Source organism: Parasphingorhabdus marina DSM 22363 (assembly GCF_900128895.1).
GTDB classification, from domain to species: domain Bacteria; phylum Pseudomonadota; class Alphaproteobacteria; order Sphingomonadales; family Sphingomonadaceae; genus Parasphingorhabdus; species Parasphingorhabdus marina.
Genome location: NZ_FSQW01000001.1, coordinates 51,743 through 65,852 on the forward strand (window position 1 = coordinate 51,743; position 14,110 = coordinate 65,852).

Annotated in this window: 14 protein-coding genes; 3 read left to right on the forward strand and 11 right to left on the reverse strand. The window is 58.6% G+C overall.

Annotation, left to right across the window (positions count from 1 at the left end; all coding sequences use genetic code 11):
- The first annotated feature begins 8 nt into the window (after positions 1-8).
- Positions 9-1,214: an LPS export ABC transporter permease LptF gene (lptF, locus tag BUQ90_RS00240; protein ID WP_074204764.1), complete on the forward strand. Its 1,206-nt coding sequence runs from the start codon at positions 9-11 to the stop codon at positions 1,212-1,214.
- A gap of 33 nt (positions 1,215-1,247) precedes the next feature.
- Positions 1,248-2,336, forward strand: coding sequence for an LPS export ABC transporter permease LptG (lptG, locus tag BUQ90_RS00245; protein ID WP_074203180.1), 1,089 nt, complete (start codon positions 1,248-1,250; stop codon positions 2,334-2,336).
- A gap of 6 nt (positions 2,337-2,342) precedes the next feature.
- Here lptG and BUQ90_RS00250 read toward each other — a convergent pair whose 3' ends face one another.
- The gene (locus BUQ90_RS00250; protein WP_074203181.1) at positions 2,343-3,452 is read right to left on the reverse strand and encodes a fatty acid desaturase family protein; all 1,110 of its coding nucleotides are present in this window, start codon (positions 3,450-3,452) and stop codon (positions 2,343-2,345) included.
- A gap of 158 nt (positions 3,453-3,610) precedes the next feature.
- On the opposite strand from BUQ90_RS00250, the gene BUQ90_RS00255 reads away from it, so the two are divergent.
- Positions 3,611-4,768, forward strand: a complete 1,158-nt coding sequence (locus tag BUQ90_RS00255; RefSeq protein WP_074203182.1) for an N-acetyltransferase — start codon at positions 3,611-3,613, stop codon at positions 4,766-4,768.
- Positions 4,769-4,832: 64 nt separating this feature from the next.
- On the opposite strand, the gene BUQ90_RS00260 is transcribed toward BUQ90_RS00255, so the two are convergent.
- The 10 genes from BUQ90_RS00260 to tgt form a co-directional block, all read right to left on the reverse strand.
- The gene (locus BUQ90_RS00260; RefSeq protein ID WP_074203183.1) at positions 4,833-5,252 is read right to left on the reverse strand and encodes a hypothetical protein; all 420 of its coding nucleotides are present in this window, start codon (positions 5,250-5,252) and stop codon (positions 4,833-4,835) included.
- Positions 5,253-5,342: 90 nt separating this feature from the next.
- Positions 5,343-5,891: a GbsR/MarR family transcriptional regulator gene (locus BUQ90_RS00265; RefSeq protein ID WP_074203184.1), complete on the reverse strand. Its 549-nt coding sequence runs from the start codon at positions 5,889-5,891 to the stop codon at positions 5,343-5,345.
- Between the two features lie 140 nt (positions 5,892-6,031).
- The gene (locus BUQ90_RS00270) at positions 6,032-6,853 is read right to left on the reverse strand and encodes an alpha/beta hydrolase (protein WP_074203185.1); all 822 of its coding nucleotides are present in this window, start codon (positions 6,851-6,853) and stop codon (positions 6,032-6,034) included.
- Positions 6,850-7,638: an exodeoxyribonuclease III gene (gene xth, locus BUQ90_RS00275; protein ID WP_074203186.1), complete on the reverse strand. Its 789-nt coding sequence runs from the start codon at positions 7,636-7,638 to the stop codon at positions 6,850-6,852. The genes BUQ90_RS00270 and xth overlap by 4 nt, the downstream gene beginning before the upstream one ends.
- Positions 7,639-7,646: 8 nt before the next feature.
- Positions 7,647-7,997 carry an iron-sulfur cluster insertion protein ErpA gene (gene erpA / locus BUQ90_RS00280; protein WP_074204765.1) on the reverse strand — a complete coding sequence of 117 codons (351 nt, stop codon included), beginning with the start codon at positions 7,995-7,997 and terminating at the stop codon, positions 7,647-7,649.
- 117 nt (positions 7,998-8,114) lie between these two features.
- Positions 8,115-8,825 (reverse strand): M23 family metallopeptidase, encoded by a 711-nt coding sequence (locus BUQ90_RS00285; RefSeq protein WP_084192396.1) that lies wholly within the window; start codon positions 8,823-8,825, stop codon positions 8,115-8,117.
- A gap of 99 nt (positions 8,826-8,924) precedes the next feature.
- Complete coding sequence (locus tag BUQ90_RS00290; RefSeq protein WP_074203187.1) at positions 8,925-9,722, reverse strand: ferritin-like domain-containing protein; 798 nt, start codon at positions 9,720-9,722, stop codon at positions 8,925-8,927.
- A 20-nt stretch (positions 9,723-9,742) separates the two neighbouring features.
- Positions 9,743-10,204: a peroxiredoxin gene (locus tag BUQ90_RS00295; protein ID WP_074203188.1), complete on the reverse strand. Its 462-nt coding sequence runs from the start codon at positions 10,202-10,204 to the stop codon at positions 9,743-9,745.
- Positions 10,201-12,927 carry a bifunctional [glutamine synthetase] adenylyltransferase/[glutamine synthetase]-adenylyl-L-tyrosine phosphorylase gene (locus BUQ90_RS00300; protein WP_074203189.1) on the reverse strand — a complete coding sequence of 909 codons (2,727 nt, stop codon included), beginning with the start codon at positions 12,925-12,927 and terminating at the stop codon, positions 10,201-10,203. The genes BUQ90_RS00295 and BUQ90_RS00300 overlap by 4 nt, the downstream gene beginning before the upstream one ends.
- Complete coding sequence (tgt, locus tag BUQ90_RS00305) at positions 12,924-14,048, reverse strand: tRNA guanosine(34) transglycosylase Tgt (RefSeq protein WP_074203190.1); 1,125 nt, start codon at positions 14,046-14,048, stop codon at positions 12,924-12,926. Before tgt ends, BUQ90_RS00300 begins: the two co-directional genes overlap by 4 nt.
- Positions 14,049-14,110 lie beyond the last annotated feature (62 nt).

The following is a 14,110-nucleotide window of genomic DNA, read 5'->3' on the forward strand; positions in this document are numbered from 1 at the left end:
AGTTGAAATTGTTCACTTCCACCGACCGCTATATCGCCCGGCTGGTTGCGGTGCCCCTGTTTGGGACACTGGTTATTGCCGCAATGTTGCTGGTTCTTGAAAAAATGTTGCGTCTGTTCGACTTCGTGGCGGCCGAAGGCGGCCCGGTCAGTGTGGTCTGGCGGATGCTGGCCAATCTGATCCCGGAATATCTGTCTCTTGGCATTCCGATCGGGCTGCTGCTCGGCATATTGCTGGCTTTTCGCCGGCTGGCGCTGAGCTCCGAACTCGATGTTTTCCGGGCCGTCGGACAAGGCTATGGCCGGCTGCTCCGGGTTCCCTACATGTTTGCGATCGCACTGGCGCTGGTCAATCTCACGCTGGTCGGCTTCATCCAGCCGCTATCCCGCTATTATTACGAAGAATTGCGGTTTGAACTGCGGTCTGGCGCACTGGGTGCCTCGATCAAGGTCGGCGAGTTTACCAGCCTCGGGCAGCGCATGACCATGCGGATCGAGGAAAGCCGGGACAATGGCACACGGCTCAGCGGCATGTTTGTCCGCGCCGAAAACCGCGAAGGTCAGATTGTCTCGGTTACCGCGAAAAATGGCCAGTTTCTCGCAACGGATGATCCTGACACGATCATCTTGCGGCTGTCCAATGGTGTCCTGATCCATGACGCGCCGAATTATGATCAGCCCAGGGTCCTGAGTTTCAGCAGCCACGACCTGCCCATCGACCTGCCGGACATTGCCGCGTTCCGGCAACGGGGGGAAAAGAATCTCGAATATACCATCCCCGAACTGGTGCGCGTCGGGCTCGATACCAGCCGGACCGAGACCCAGCGCAATGAATCCCGCGCAAATTTCCATTTCCGCATGGTGGAAGTGGTGATGATGCTGCTGATGCCGCTGCTCGCGGTGGCCCTCGCGATTCCGCCCAAAAGATCGAATTCCGCGCTGGGCGTATTTCTGTCGATCATCATGATTGTGACCTATCACAAGGTCAATCAATATGGAGAGGATATCGGTGCGCTCGGCATTGTCGATCCGATCATCGCTCTCTGGGTGCCGTTCTTTGTCTTCTCCGCGCTGATCATATGGATGTATCACATGGTTGCCCATGTCCCCGGTGGTCAGCCGATCGGAGCGCTGGAAAAAGGATTCTCGAAATTCGGCGGCGTGTTCAAGGGTCTGCTCAATTTCAATCGCAAGCGAGCCAATGTGAATGACTGATCTTTCTTTCCCTGCACGGCGAGGTCGAAGCGCATGAACTTTTTCCCGTCCCGCACCCTGTCCGTCTACATGGCGCGCATGTTCCTGATCCGGGTGTTCAGCGTTGTCGCCCTGCTCGTCGTCGTCCTGATGTCGCTCGACCTGCTTGGGCAGAGCGGCAAGATTTTCGCCTATCCGGGCAATGGCGAGGCGGAATTATGGACCTACACATCCTTGCGTCTTCCGCAGATTTTCGCCTTCGCCCTTCCCTTTTCGGTATTGCTCGGCACCCTGATCACGCTCGCCACGCTCAATCAGAACAGCGAAGTGGTTTCGATGAAGGCTGGCGGCCTGTCCGCCCACCAGATCCTGGCGCCGTTGATCCTTGCCAGCATGGGAGTGGCGATCGTGTCCTTCCTGTTCAACGAAATTGTGGTCGCGCCGGCTACCGCCCGGCTTTCGGCCTGGGAGAAAGTGGAATTCGGTCCCATTCCGGAAGCCAGCAACGTCCGGTCGCGGGTCTGGGTGCGTGATGGAAATAATCTGATCAATGCGCGAACTGTAATCGGCAACGGCAGGTCGGTTCTCCTGAAGGACATCACGGTCTATAACCGGTCCGAAAGCGGCCTGAGCAGCGTGATACAGGCCGATGAAGGCCGCTATGGCGGCGATATATGGACGCTTTCGACGGTTACCCGGTTTGATGTCGCCAGCGGCACCGAACAAAAACTGGAAACGCTGGAAATCGGTGGCAACCTGACTCCGGACCAGTTTACCCTGTCAGATGTCAGCGCGGACGCCCTGTCCTTCCCGGAACTGCGCAGCGCCATCCAGCAGCTCAAGGAAGCCGGCCGACCGACGGCAAAGCTGGAAGCCAGTCTGTGGCACAAATTGTCGGGACCGCTCTCGGTTGTGCTTATGCCCTTGCTCGGTGCGGTGGCTGCCTTCGGACTGGCCCGGTCGGGCCAGCTGTTTCTGCGCGCCGTTATTGGCATGGCGCTCGGCTTCACCTATTTCGTGGCGGACAATTTCGCGCTCGCAATGGGGAATATCGGCGCCTACCCGCCCTTTCTGGCGGCCTGGGCACCGTTCCTGCTGTTTTTCCTGATCGGCGAAACGGTATTGGTTCGCACCGAAGAATAGCCGCGATCAGGCGGACCCGGTGCGAGCCGATCCGCGGACCAGGCCCATGATCAGCGCCCAAAGGCTTTTGTAGTTGCCCTTTGCATAGGTCGACCCTTCCGGCAGCTCCCGCGCGATCCGGCGATGGGCTTCGCCCAAGGCGTGGTAAGGCAGGCCCGGCAGGAGGTGATGCAGGGCGTGATAGCGCAGACCAACCGGCGCCCACAGTGCCGGCAGGGTTGCCGGCGGCGGGACATTGACGCTGTCGAGATATTGCGCGGTAACAGTCATTTCCTCACCGTCATTTTCCCACAGATGCGCAACCAGCGTCCGGATCTGGTTGAGGACGACACTGCCGGACATCACCAGCAGGAAGATCACAAATGCCCGCACCGGGATGACCTGCAGGGCAACCATGGCCATCAGGGCGATCGCCCAGATGCTGGCGGCTATTTCGCTGACCAGCCAGCGGCGGCGGAGATCGCCTTCCGGCGGTTTGCGACGAAATTCCGGATTGATGATCAGGCCGGAATAGCGTTCGACGACCAGCTTGCGGAGCGGCGGAATCACAAAGGACAGCGGCGTCAGCACACCGAAACGGAACAAGAGCGCGATCGGCGCCAGAGACGCCACGACCACAAACAACGGCACGGTCCAGGGCTTCATCAGCGCCAGCGGCAAATATTCCGGATCTTCGATCGTTCCGTATTTTTTGGTCCGGTGATGGATACTGTGCACGCCTTCATACATGAAGGACGGAATCAGCATCGGCACGCCGAACAGGGCATTCCATGCAAAATGAAAGCCCGGCAGGGCATTGCGGCGGACATGGGTCAGCTCGTGAATGAAACTGCCCGCACGATAGAGTGCAAGAACGGCAATCAGGCCGGAAAACAGGGCCACAGCGACCGACGGTGCGAAAATCGCAGCGAACAGGGCAGCATAGCCGATCCCCGCCGAAAGGAGGAAATCCGTCCAGTAAATGGCGGGTTTTGCGCCATGCAGGTCTCGGGTGACCTTGGCGGCCGTGCGGATGAGATGCGTGTCTTCGGCCACGCGTGACCGGGCCGCGCCGTCATCGACGGCTCCTGCAGCATATTCGCGGGCATCCTGTGCCGGGGGAAACGAACTGTCCATATCTACCTGTCTCTGTTACGCGCCGCCTACAGCAGCATATCATGGCACAAAAAAGGCCTGAATATGTTTGCGACGGCGTTTCCTTGCCCGATCCTGCTCTTGACATGATCGGGAAATTGTCGCCACAGCCTGCCTGAACGAAAAGGAACGGACATTCCGTGGGAACAGCAGACATAGTCATCGAACCGGTCACAACCAAGGCCCAGACAAAGCAGTTTGTCGAATGTGCCTATCGGATCAACGCCGATGATCCGCATTGGGTACCGCCCCTGAAATCAGAGGTTTACGCCCTGCTGACCCCTGGAAAAAACCCGTTTTTCGAACATGCCAGGGTCCAGTTGTATCTGGCCCGGCAGGACGGCAGGGTGACAGGGCGGATCAGCGCGCATATCGACGAACTGGCGCTCGCCCAGCCCGCGGAACAGGGCATGGGGCCGGGCACCGGAAACTGGGGCATGCTGGAGGCGGAAAGCGAAGCCGTGGCCGTAGCGCTGATCCGGCAGGCAGAAAGCTGGCTAAAAGAACAGGGCATGCACCGCGTACTGGCGCCCCTCAGCCTGTCTGTCTGGGATGAACCCGGCCTGCTGACCATGGGGCACGACCATCCGCCGACTGTGATGATGGGCCATAACAAGCCCGACTATCAGGACTGGATCGAGGCCATGTCCTATTCTCCGGCGAAGCTGCTCCATACCTATGCGCTGGAAGTCAAGGACGGCTTTCCCAGACTGATCGAACGGATTATCGCCTCTGGTGAACGCAATGACAAACTTGTCATCCGGCCGGTCGACAAGAAGCATTTCGACCGGGATGCAGCGATCATCATGGGTCTGCTGAACGATGCATGGTCGGCCAACTGGGGCTTCGTTCCCCTGACCGATACCGAAATCGCGCATGTCGGCAAAAAGCTGAAAGCCATCGTCTATGAAGATCTGATCATGATCGCGGAGCTGGAAGGAGAGCCAGTGGCGTTCATGATGACGCTGCCGGATCTCAACGAGAAGCTCAAACCGATGAAAGGCAGTTTGCTGCCGTTCAACTGGATCAAACTGCTCTGGTGGCTGAAATTTCCCACAGCGAAAACCATGCGGGTCCCACTGATGGGCGTGAAGCGGGAGCTGCAGAACAGCCGCCTCGCCAGCCAGCTCGCCTTCATGATGATCGAATATATCCGGCGCAAGGCGGTCGCCAATTTCGGAACCGAGCAAGCGGAAATCGGCTGGATTCTCGAAGACAATCAGGGGATGGTGGCAATTGCCGACGCCATCAAGTCGGAGATCAACCGGACCTACACACTCTACGAAAAAAATATTTGAGCGAACAAGTAATGCAGCAACGGGAGCGAGCCTTTCCCGCTCCCGTCAATATTCTCAGTGTTGATCATCCGCGTCCATCGGCAGGAGCAGCATATCTGACGCCGTGTTCGGCAAGGTCCTCACGATCAATGCGTTCGTGAATCCAGTCCGCAACCTTTTGCCCGTAGCGGGCGATTGAATGCATGTTGAAAAAGTGCATGAATCCCAGCACCAATATCGCGACCCCGACCTTCCAGGCGAGGAACCGGATAACTTCAACAGCCGTTTGCGGTTCATCTGCGTAGCTCAGGGCAATAGCGATGAATCCGAGATTCACGAGATAGAACCCCACCACCAGCAAATGATTTACGGACGTGGCCAGTTCCTGATCATGGCCGAAACAGCGCACAAGGAAAACCAGTCCGTTTCGGGAAAGCGTGTGAGCCACCCAGATCGTCATGCCAATGGCAAGGACAAGGTACAAAGCGTAAGCAATTATCGTCATGACAAACTCCAGTTTTTGTATTTCATTTATTTCTGTAATTTCCGAAATTAATAGGTGAATGAAAATCCTGTCATATGTTTCTCCTGTTGTTCAGTTGTTTGGGGTGGATGAACCGGGGACGAACCTGGCGACCTTGGAACCCAGCTTCATCAAGGCAATCAACGTGGATTTCTTGAGGCCGCGAACCTGCAGATACCAGCCTGTGAGTGTCGAAATAAACTCGTGCATCCGGCCAATACGTTGACGGACATGCCCGGGTATTTCTTCGCGGCCGGCCATACGTTCGCTCAGTTCGCCAAGGCGGGCAATAATCGGGTCGATCTCGCGTCGCTTGCGCTCTGCAACAATGGCCATGAACATGTCCCAGAGATCCAGCTCTGCGACAAAGTGATCGCGGCGATCCCCAACCACATGAGTGCGACGTACAATATTATAGCCCTGGAGCTCCTTCAGCGCCGTCGACACGTTGGATCGTGCGAGGGACAGCGATTCACAAATCTCTTCTGCATGAAGGGGCCGGTCGGACAGATAGAGTAACGCATGAATCTGGGATACAGAGCGGTTCACACCCCAATGACTGCCCATTTCCCCCCAATGGAGAATATATTCCTGGGCTTCCGGGATCCTGGTTACGCTCATCGGTCGACTCACCATATTCCTTTATTTCTGTATTTTCTGAAATAAAGGAATATGGTTGTTTGTCAAATAGTTTTGAACCTAATTGTGACTCGCTTGGGGACAATGGGATCCGCTGCACAATTCTGCGACGATCCGGCTCCTTACCGCTGCGTGTCCACCATGCGCACGGCTTCTTCGCGGATGATGCGGTCAATGCCGCGTTGCCACAGGTCATTGTGGCCACCATCCCGGATCGGGAAGGCAATTTTGGGTTTGCTGGCGCGGTCAAACAGCTCCTGCCCCATTGCAAAGGGGATCAGTTCATCCGCCGTACCGTGTATCCAGCTCAGCGGCATGTCGATCCGGTCAATGCGATCGAACGACCGGTACCGGTCGCGGGTCAGCCATTTCGCCGGCAATATCGGAAACTGTTGCTGGGCCATGTCATCCATCCCGGTATAGGCGGCTTCGAGGATCAACCCCGCTGCCGGGTTGCGGGATGCCAGCCAGGTCGCCACACCGGTGCCCAGCGATTGCCCGGCAATAACGATTTTTCGGGGCGCATGACCCTTGGCAACCAGCCAGTCATAATGGGCCTGCGCGGCGGCATAAAACTGGTCTTCCGAAGCCTGGCCCGGATTGCCGTTATATCCGGGATAACCGACGGCCAGAAGCCCTGCGCCTTCCAGAACCAGCGCCCGGTACATGGGCAGCCGGTCCATCACGCCGCCGCCATTGCCGTGAAAATGGATCAAAACCGGGTGCGCCGGAGTTTCCGGAGCCCGCCACAGAGAGAGCAGCGCACCGGACTGCTCGATTTCGATGGCAACCGCCGCAAATCCATCTGCGGCCAGTGCCGCCGCTTCCGGTTTCTGCTGTGAGGGGAAGTAGAGCAGGCTGCGCTGGAACAGAAAGGCCAGCGCTACAAGGATCAGATAGACAAGGGCAGCGAGGCCCAGCGCGGACAGCACAGCCTGCTTCAAAGGTCGAGTTCGACCCATGTCGGGGCGTGGTCGCTGGCCTTCTCCCGGCCGCGATGTTCCTTGTCCACGCCGCAACGCAGAAGCCGATCGGCAGCTGGCGGACTGAGCAGCAGATGGTCGATACGAAAACCCTGATCCCGTTGCCAGCCGCCACTGCGATAATCCCAGTAGGTCCAGATCTGACCAGCCGGATATGTCACGCCCAGCGCGTCCGTCCAGCCATCATGCAACAACCGTTGATAGCCCTGCCGGCTTTCCGGCTGCATCAGAGCATCATTTGCCATGGCTTTGACCGAGAAGACATCATTGTCGCGGGGAATGACGTTATAATCCCCGGCGAGGACAGCCGGGGTTTCCTCCTGCCAGAGCTCCGCCGCGCGATTGCGCAGGCGCTTCATCCAGCGCAGCTTGAAATCAAATTTCGGGCCGGGCTGCGGATTGCCATTGGGCAGGTAAATGCTGGCGACACGCACGTCCGGACCTTCCGGTCTTTTGATACTGGCTTCCAGATAGCGGCTATGCTCGTCTTCCGGCTCGCCATCGAGCCCGCGTTTTGTTTCTTCCGGCACCTGATCCCGGGCCAGAATGGCCACGCCGTTGAAGCTTTTCTGGCCATGCCAGATTGCGCCATAGCCGATGTCTTCAAACTTCTCGGCCGGAAAACCTTCATCCTGTGACTTGATTTCCTGCAGGCAGGCAACATCGGGACGGGTTTCCTCGAGCCATTCCAGAAGCCGCGGCATGCGGGCCTTGATACCGTTGATGTTGAAGCTGGCGATTCGCACCGGATGGATCAGACCGAGAAGCTGGAGCCACAGCCGCAGCCGGATGCGGCATTGGGGTTGGTCACCTGAAACGCACTGCCACCCAGAGACTCGACAAAGTCGACGGCGCTGCCGCGCACGAGATCGAGGCTGATGTCGTCAACAACCAGCGTCACACCGGATTCTTCAACAGCGATATCGTCGGATTCGATCCCATCGGCCAGACCGAAGCGGTACTGGAATCCGGAGCAGCCGCCGCCTTCAACGGACAGTCGCAATATCGCGGGCTTGTCCTGCTTTTCCGCAATGGCGGCCACGCGTTTGGCTGCGCTGGGTGTGAGGATGATATCCTGGCCTGCAATTTCTGCTGTTTCGGTCATGATTATCAGATAGTGATCCCGGACCAGATAGTCAAAAGGGGCGGTACGCTTTTTCAGCAATACCAACCCCTTTTCAGCACCCTCTCCCAAAGGTGTTCGGCAATTTCGCGTACCTGCTTACTCCGCAGGACCTCCAAGTGCAACTCCCGGAATGGCTTTCTGGGCCAGCAGGAAATCGTTGGACTGCATGAACGGCATCGGATTGACGGCCTGTCCTGCGATCCGCACTTCATAATGCAGGTGGCTTCCGGTGGACCGTCCGGTCGAACCCATGAAACCGATCAGGTCACCCGCCTTGACGCGGGCATTGGCCTTGACGTTGAGCCGCGACATGTGGCCATAACGGGTCTGAATTTCGTTGCCATGATTGATTTCGATATAGTTGCCATAGCCGCGAACCCATTGCGACCGGCCGACAATTCCGTCGGCTGTGGCATAAATAGGTGTTCCGACCGGGCCAGCCATGTCGATACCCTTGTGCCGGGCGCGACGTCCTTTGAACGGGTCGGTCCGGAAACCGAAGGTGCTGGTCAGGCGGTAGTTTTTCACCGGCTTGATCGACGGGATGGTCAGCTGAACCGTCTTTTTCTTGCCCTCACCGGACAAATTGTTGAACAGCAGGCGAAAGGCCGGGTCTTCATCACCCAGAATGGATGTGCTGGAAGAGCCGGACAATTTTTCCTTGATGGCATCAAACGGGATGGCCGCATCTGCTTCCGCTTCTGCGGCATGTGCGGCTGGGGAAAAGGCAAAAGCCGTTGCGGCCAGTGCCAGGGCAGTGATCCTGGTCACAGCCCCTCTAAACAAACTCACTACGCTGTCGGTCATTGAATGATCGACTCCTGTTACTGTCGAGCCACTGAGCTCTGATTTTTGGCAGAAATTCCGCCCCCGTGTTGATTACACGTGTAAATTCATAATGCTTAACTATTCAATACCGAGATAATATTCCCGCGTTAAACCGGCTGCATGACGCGCTGAGTCGTTAAATGGCGGCTTCAAACCGCCTTTGAAGTGGGTTTTTACAAGATTTTTCCAGTGGCGGTACGGCTCTGATTCTCGCGCCTTGCACGCCCATTCGAACCATTTTGTGCCGAAGGACACATGTCGGATTTCATCATTATATATGCGATTCAATACCTTGGCTGTCAGTGGATCACCTTGCTGACGGAACCGTTCCACTGTATCCGGCGTGATATCCAGCCCGCGAGCTTCCAGAACCATCGGCACGATCGCCAGACGGGCGCTGCTGTCATGGGCGGTGTCCCGGGCCGCGTCCCACAGACCATCATGGGCGGGCAACTGCCCGTAAAAACTGCCCATTTCGCGCAATCGGCGGTCCAGAAGCACAAAATGCATGGCCTCCTCGGCACCAACCCGGAACCAGTCGTCACAAAATTCGCGCGGAAACTCTTTGCCAAAGCGCGCGATCATGTCGAATGCGAGGTCAATGGCAACAAATTCGATATGCGCGAGCGCGTGAATCAGGGCGATTCGGCGCTTGAGCGACGTCCCCTTGCCCCGCCGCGGCATCTGCCCCGGACGCAGCAATTCCGGGTGGTCCGGACGCGCCGGAACATCCGGCAAATCCTGGACGAAAGCATGTTCCAGCTGGCCCTTGCGCCAGTTTCGCGTCGATTTCCGGGCCCGCATCACCTTTTGCGCCGGATCGGCTGTCAGCAGGACTTCGCGAGCGGCCAGTCCGGCAGAGGAATGCAAGGTCATCAACTGGTCTGTCAGACGGTTCAGGCGGCCTGCACCGCAGCCAGCACTTCCCGGGCATGTCCCTTGACCTTGACCTTGGGCCAGGCCTCCAGAACCGTGCCATCCGGGCCGATCAGAAAAGTCGAACGAATGATGCCCATATAGGTCTTGCCATACATTTTTTTCTCCGCCCAAACGCCAATTTTCTCCAGAAATTCGGTCGATTCATCGGAGGCAATATCAACGGTCAATTCCTGCTTGTTGATGAAATTCTGTTGCCGTTTCGGGGAATCAGCGGACATGCCGAGCACGGTGGCACCGGCTTTTTCGAATTCCGGCATCAACGCCGAAAAGTCCTTTGATTCCGTCGTGCAACCGGGTGTGCTCGCCTTGGGATAGAAAAACAGGACGAGCTTCTTGCCCATATAATCGGACAGTTTCACGGCGGAACCATCTGGTGCGATCAGGTCTGCGTCCGGCATCTTGTCACCAGCTGCGATCATAATATGTCTCCTAATATTTCGTCCGGGTCCGGCCTGAGATGCCGGTTCCACTCTTCAATAACGCATTGCCGGGCCCTGTCATACCCGTTCAAAAGGGCATGCCAGTCCTCCTGTCCGGCCGCTTTGGCGATCAGGTCGCGGCTGGCCTCGGGCGGATAATCACAATTGGGTGACATCAGGCGCAGCGCTACCAACAGGCGGGTCATGAGTTCGTGCGCGTCCACCAGCCGCGGGTCGAGATGCCCGGCCCCGGCCAGCGCGCGCGCTGCCTTCCCCAGCTGAGGATAGAGCGCATCCCCGGTCTTGAGCTGCAGGAAGTGGATGATGAACTCCCAGTCGACCAGACCGCCTTCCATCAGCTTGGTATCAAGCGGCCCTTGGGGCGGCTTGTGTTCAACAATATCGAGACGCATTTTGCGCACTTCCTTGCGCAGCCGTTCCGGTTCGCGTTCCTTGCCCAGCACCGCGCAAATGTCGGCTTGCAGGATTTCGCAAGCTGCAGCGCTGCCATAAACCGGCCGCGCGCGAGTCAGGGCCATATGTTCCCAGGTCCAGGCATTGTCATTTTGATATTTGCGGAAGCTTTCGAAGCTGACAGCCATCGGACCTTGCTGTCCCGATGGCCGCAACCTGGTGTCCACTTCGTAAAGCGGGCCCGCAGCGGTCGGGACGGAAAGGGCCGAAACCACCCGCGTTGCCAGGCGATTGAAATACTGGGTTCCGCCCAGCGGCCGGTCCCCGTCGGAATCGGCGCTGTGATCGCCGGTGAAAAGGAAGATCAGATCCAGATCCGACGCATGGGTCAGTGCCTCCCCGCCCAGCCGGCCAAGCGCGAGGATGATCAGCTCGCTGCCCGGCACCTTGCCATGGACGGTTTCAAATTCGGCAATCGTGGCGTCTGCCAGAACCCTGATCGCTGCTTCTGAGACCCGGGCATAGCCGCCCGCCACCGCCAGCGGGTCATGGCGCCCCTCGATCAGCTGGGTGCCGAGAGCAAAGCGCTTTTCGCCAACCCGCGCCCGGACCAGATCAAGCAGGACCTGATAATCATCCCCGCTTTCGGTGCGCGCAAATTCCTCTGCGAGCACCTCCACATCGGGCGGCAGATCGAGCGCGGTCGCATCGATCAGGCCTTCGAGATATTCGGTCCGCCGCGCCAGCGCATCCGCCAGCGTGGGGGCGTGGCTCAAAATCCGGCCAAGCAAGTCGCGCAGTCCGGGACGCGCTTCCAGCATGCGAAAGAAGTTGATCGCCGTCGGCAGTTTGTCGATCAGGCTGTCGAGACGGGACAGCGCCTTGTCCGGATTGGGCGATCCGGCCAGCGTCGCGATCAGCTCCGGCAGCACCGCTTCAAAAGACTCCAGCGCCGCCGCGCTGCGCAACGCCGTCACCTTGCCGCTGCGCCAGCGCTGAATCCGTTCGGCAAAGAAACCGGGATCCGTGACATCCAGTTTCTGGCAGGCTTCCTGCAGTTTCCGCTCATCCCGCGGCATCTGGCGGGTCTCGTCTGGATCGATCAGTGTATCATAGATCGTGCCGACCCGGTCGACATGCGGCGCGAGATGATCGAGCAGGCTGTTTCCGTCTTCGAGGCCGTGCAGCCGCGCCACCCGGTCCAGTCCGTCAGCAGTGTCGGGCAGACTGTGGGTCTGCTGGTCATTGACCATTTGCAGCCGGTGTTCAATCACCCGGTAGCGATGATAGGCTTGCTTCAGGCTCGCGCTTTTGTCGGGGTCAATCCGTCCGGCCTCTGCCAGCGCATCCAGCGCATCGCGCGTGGCAGGCGTGCGGAGTTCCGGCTGCCGACCGCCATAGATCAGCTGGTGCATCTGGGCAAAAAATTCCGCTTCCCGGATGCCACCCCGGCCTTTTTTCAGATCATAGCCGGGACCAAATTTCTGCCCTGCGCGGAAATGATCCCGGATCTGCTCGGACACCGCACCAATGTTGCGGATGGCGCCATAATCGAGTGATCGCCGCCAGATAAAGGGATGGATTGCTTCGAGAAAATTCCCGCCCAGTTGCCGGTCCCCGGCCGCGGCGCGGGACCGGATATAGGCCGCCTGCTCCCAGGCCAGCGCGCTGGATTCATAATAGCTGATCGCCGCGTCTACCGGCAGTGCCACCGGGCTGACCTCGGGCGAAGGTCGCAAGCGCATGTCGACCCGAAACACATAGCCATCCTCGTCTCGGGCATTGAGTGCCTCGACCAGCTTTTGCCCGATCCGGCGCGCGGCATCCGGCGGATCTTCCCGCCCCCGAGTTGGAATCCGCTCGGGATCGTAGATGAAGATCGGGTCGATATCGGAGGAATAGTTGAGCTCTCGGCTGCCATGCTTGCCCAGTCCGATGATGGCAAAACCTTCCATTGGCGCATCGGGATAGCGCGTCGCATAGATGTCGGCGAGCGCGTCATCCAGCGCCCGGTCTGCGAAGTCCGACAGCCGGGTGATCACCTCGGTGAGGCTCAACTGCCCGGCCAGATCCCCGATGGCCAGTGCCAAAGCCAATGCCCGTTTTTCGCGGCGCAACTTCTGACTGACGGTTTCCGCACCGGCACCTGCCTGACCCACAAATTCCAGCGCGGCATCCAGATTCTCCTGCTCCAGCAAACTGGTCAGTTCCGGCTGGATATCCATGGCCATCGCCAGATAGGGGGCATTTTGACGCGCCCGTTCCATGGCATCTGCCAGACCGGTCGGAAGTGGCAGCAAATCCGTCATCCGAGATATCTGCTCCGGAATGCCGACGCGAAGGCGGCAAACCGCCCCTCCCCGATCGCGCTGCGCATGTTGGCCATAAGTGCCTGGTACCAGGCAATATTATGCTCGGTCATGAGCATCGCACCGAGAATTTCCTTCGCCTTGATCAGGTGATGAAGATAGGCGCGGCTGTAGGTCTGGCAGACCGGGCATGGGCATTCACTGTCCAGCGGTTCCAGGTCCTCGGCAAATCTGGCATTGCGGATATTGAGCGCCCCATCGGCTGTAAACGCCTGTCCGTTGCGCCCCGAACGGCTCGGCAGCACACAGTCGAACATGTCCACCCCGCGCTCGACAGCGCCGACCAGATCATCCGGCTTCCCAACCCCCATCAGATAGCGCGGCTTGTCCTGCGGCAACTGGTCCGGCGCATAGTCGAGCACTCCGAACATCGCCTCCTGCCCCTCGCCAACCGCAAGCCCGCCAATCGCATAGCCGTCAAATCCGATATCGATCAGCGCCTCCGCCGAGGCTGCGCGGATATCGGGGTCCAGTGCACCCTGCTGGATACCAAACAGTGCCGACCGCGCCGCATGTTCCTCGCCACTGTCAAAGCCGCCCCGCGACCGTTTGGCCCAGCGCATCGAGCGTTCCATCGATTCCAGCGCCTCATCCCTGGTCGCCCCGTTTTTGGTACATTCGTCAAACGCCATGACAATGTCACTGCCCAGCAGTCGCTGGATTTCCATCGAGCGTTCGGGAGTCAGCATGTGCCGTGAGCCATCGAGATGGCTTTGAAACTCGACGCCATCTTCGCTCATCCTGGTGAGCTCGGACAGGCTCATCACCTGATAGCCGCCGCTGTCGGTCAGGATCGGCCGGTCCCAGTTCATGAAACTGTGCAGGCCGCCCAGTCGTGCCACCCGTTCGGCCCCGGGCCGCAGCATCAGATGATAGGTGTTGCCAAGAATAATGTCTGCCCCCGCTGCACGCACTGATTCCGGCTTCATCGCCTTCACCGTGGCGGCAGTCCCGACCGGCATGAAGGCCGGCGTCCGGATTTCACCCCGCTGCATGTGGATCGTACCCAGCCGCGATCGTCCGTCGGTTGCGGAAATGGAAAAACGGAAGCGGTCGGTCATAAAATGTTCCCGGAAACGGTAATGATGGCCAGAACAAGGCAGATTTTGCGTTTTGGTTCTGA

What these genes read in the sequence shown, in the direction of transcription:
- BUQ90_RS00260 (WP_074203183.1), bottom strand. Translation starts at nt 5,252, where the DNA reads ATGACGATAATTGCTTACGCTTTGTACCTTGTCCTTGCCATTGGCATG.
- BUQ90_RS00295 (WP_074203188.1), bottom strand. Translation starts at nt 10,204, where the DNA reads ATGATCGCAGCTGGTGACAAGATGCCGGACGCAGACCTGATCGCACCA.
- erpA (WP_074204765.1), bottom strand. Translation starts at nt 7,997, where the DNA reads ATGACCGAAACAGCAGAAATTGCAGGCCAGGATATCATCCTCACACCC.
- BUQ90_RS00265 (WP_074203184.1), bottom strand. Translation starts at nt 5,891, where the DNA reads ATGAGCGTAACCAGGATCCCGGAAGCCCAGGAATATATTCTCCATTGG.
- tgt (WP_074203190.1), bottom strand. Translation starts at nt 14,048, where the DNA reads ATGACCGACCGCTTCCGTTTTTCCATTTCCGCAACCGACGGACGATCG.
- BUQ90_RS00300 (WP_074203189.1), bottom strand. Translation starts at nt 12,927, where the DNA reads ATGACGGATTTGCTGCCACTTCCGACCGGTCTGGCAGATGCCATGGAA.
- BUQ90_RS00285 (WP_084192396.1), bottom strand. Translation starts at nt 8,825, where the DNA reads ATGACCGACAGCGTAGTGAGTTTGTTTAGAGGGGCTGTGACCAGGATC.
- BUQ90_RS00250 (WP_074203181.1), bottom strand. Translation starts at nt 3,452, where the DNA reads ATGGACAGTTCGTTTCCCCCGGCACAGGATGCCCGCGAATATGCTGCA.
- BUQ90_RS00290 (WP_074203187.1), bottom strand. Translation starts at nt 9,722, where the DNA reads ATGACCTTGCATTCCTCTGCCGGACTGGCCGCTCGCGAAGTCCTGCTG.
- lptG (WP_074203180.1), top strand. Translation starts at nt 1,248, where the DNA reads ATGAACTTTTTCCCGTCCCGCACCCTGTCCGTCTACATGGCGCGCATG.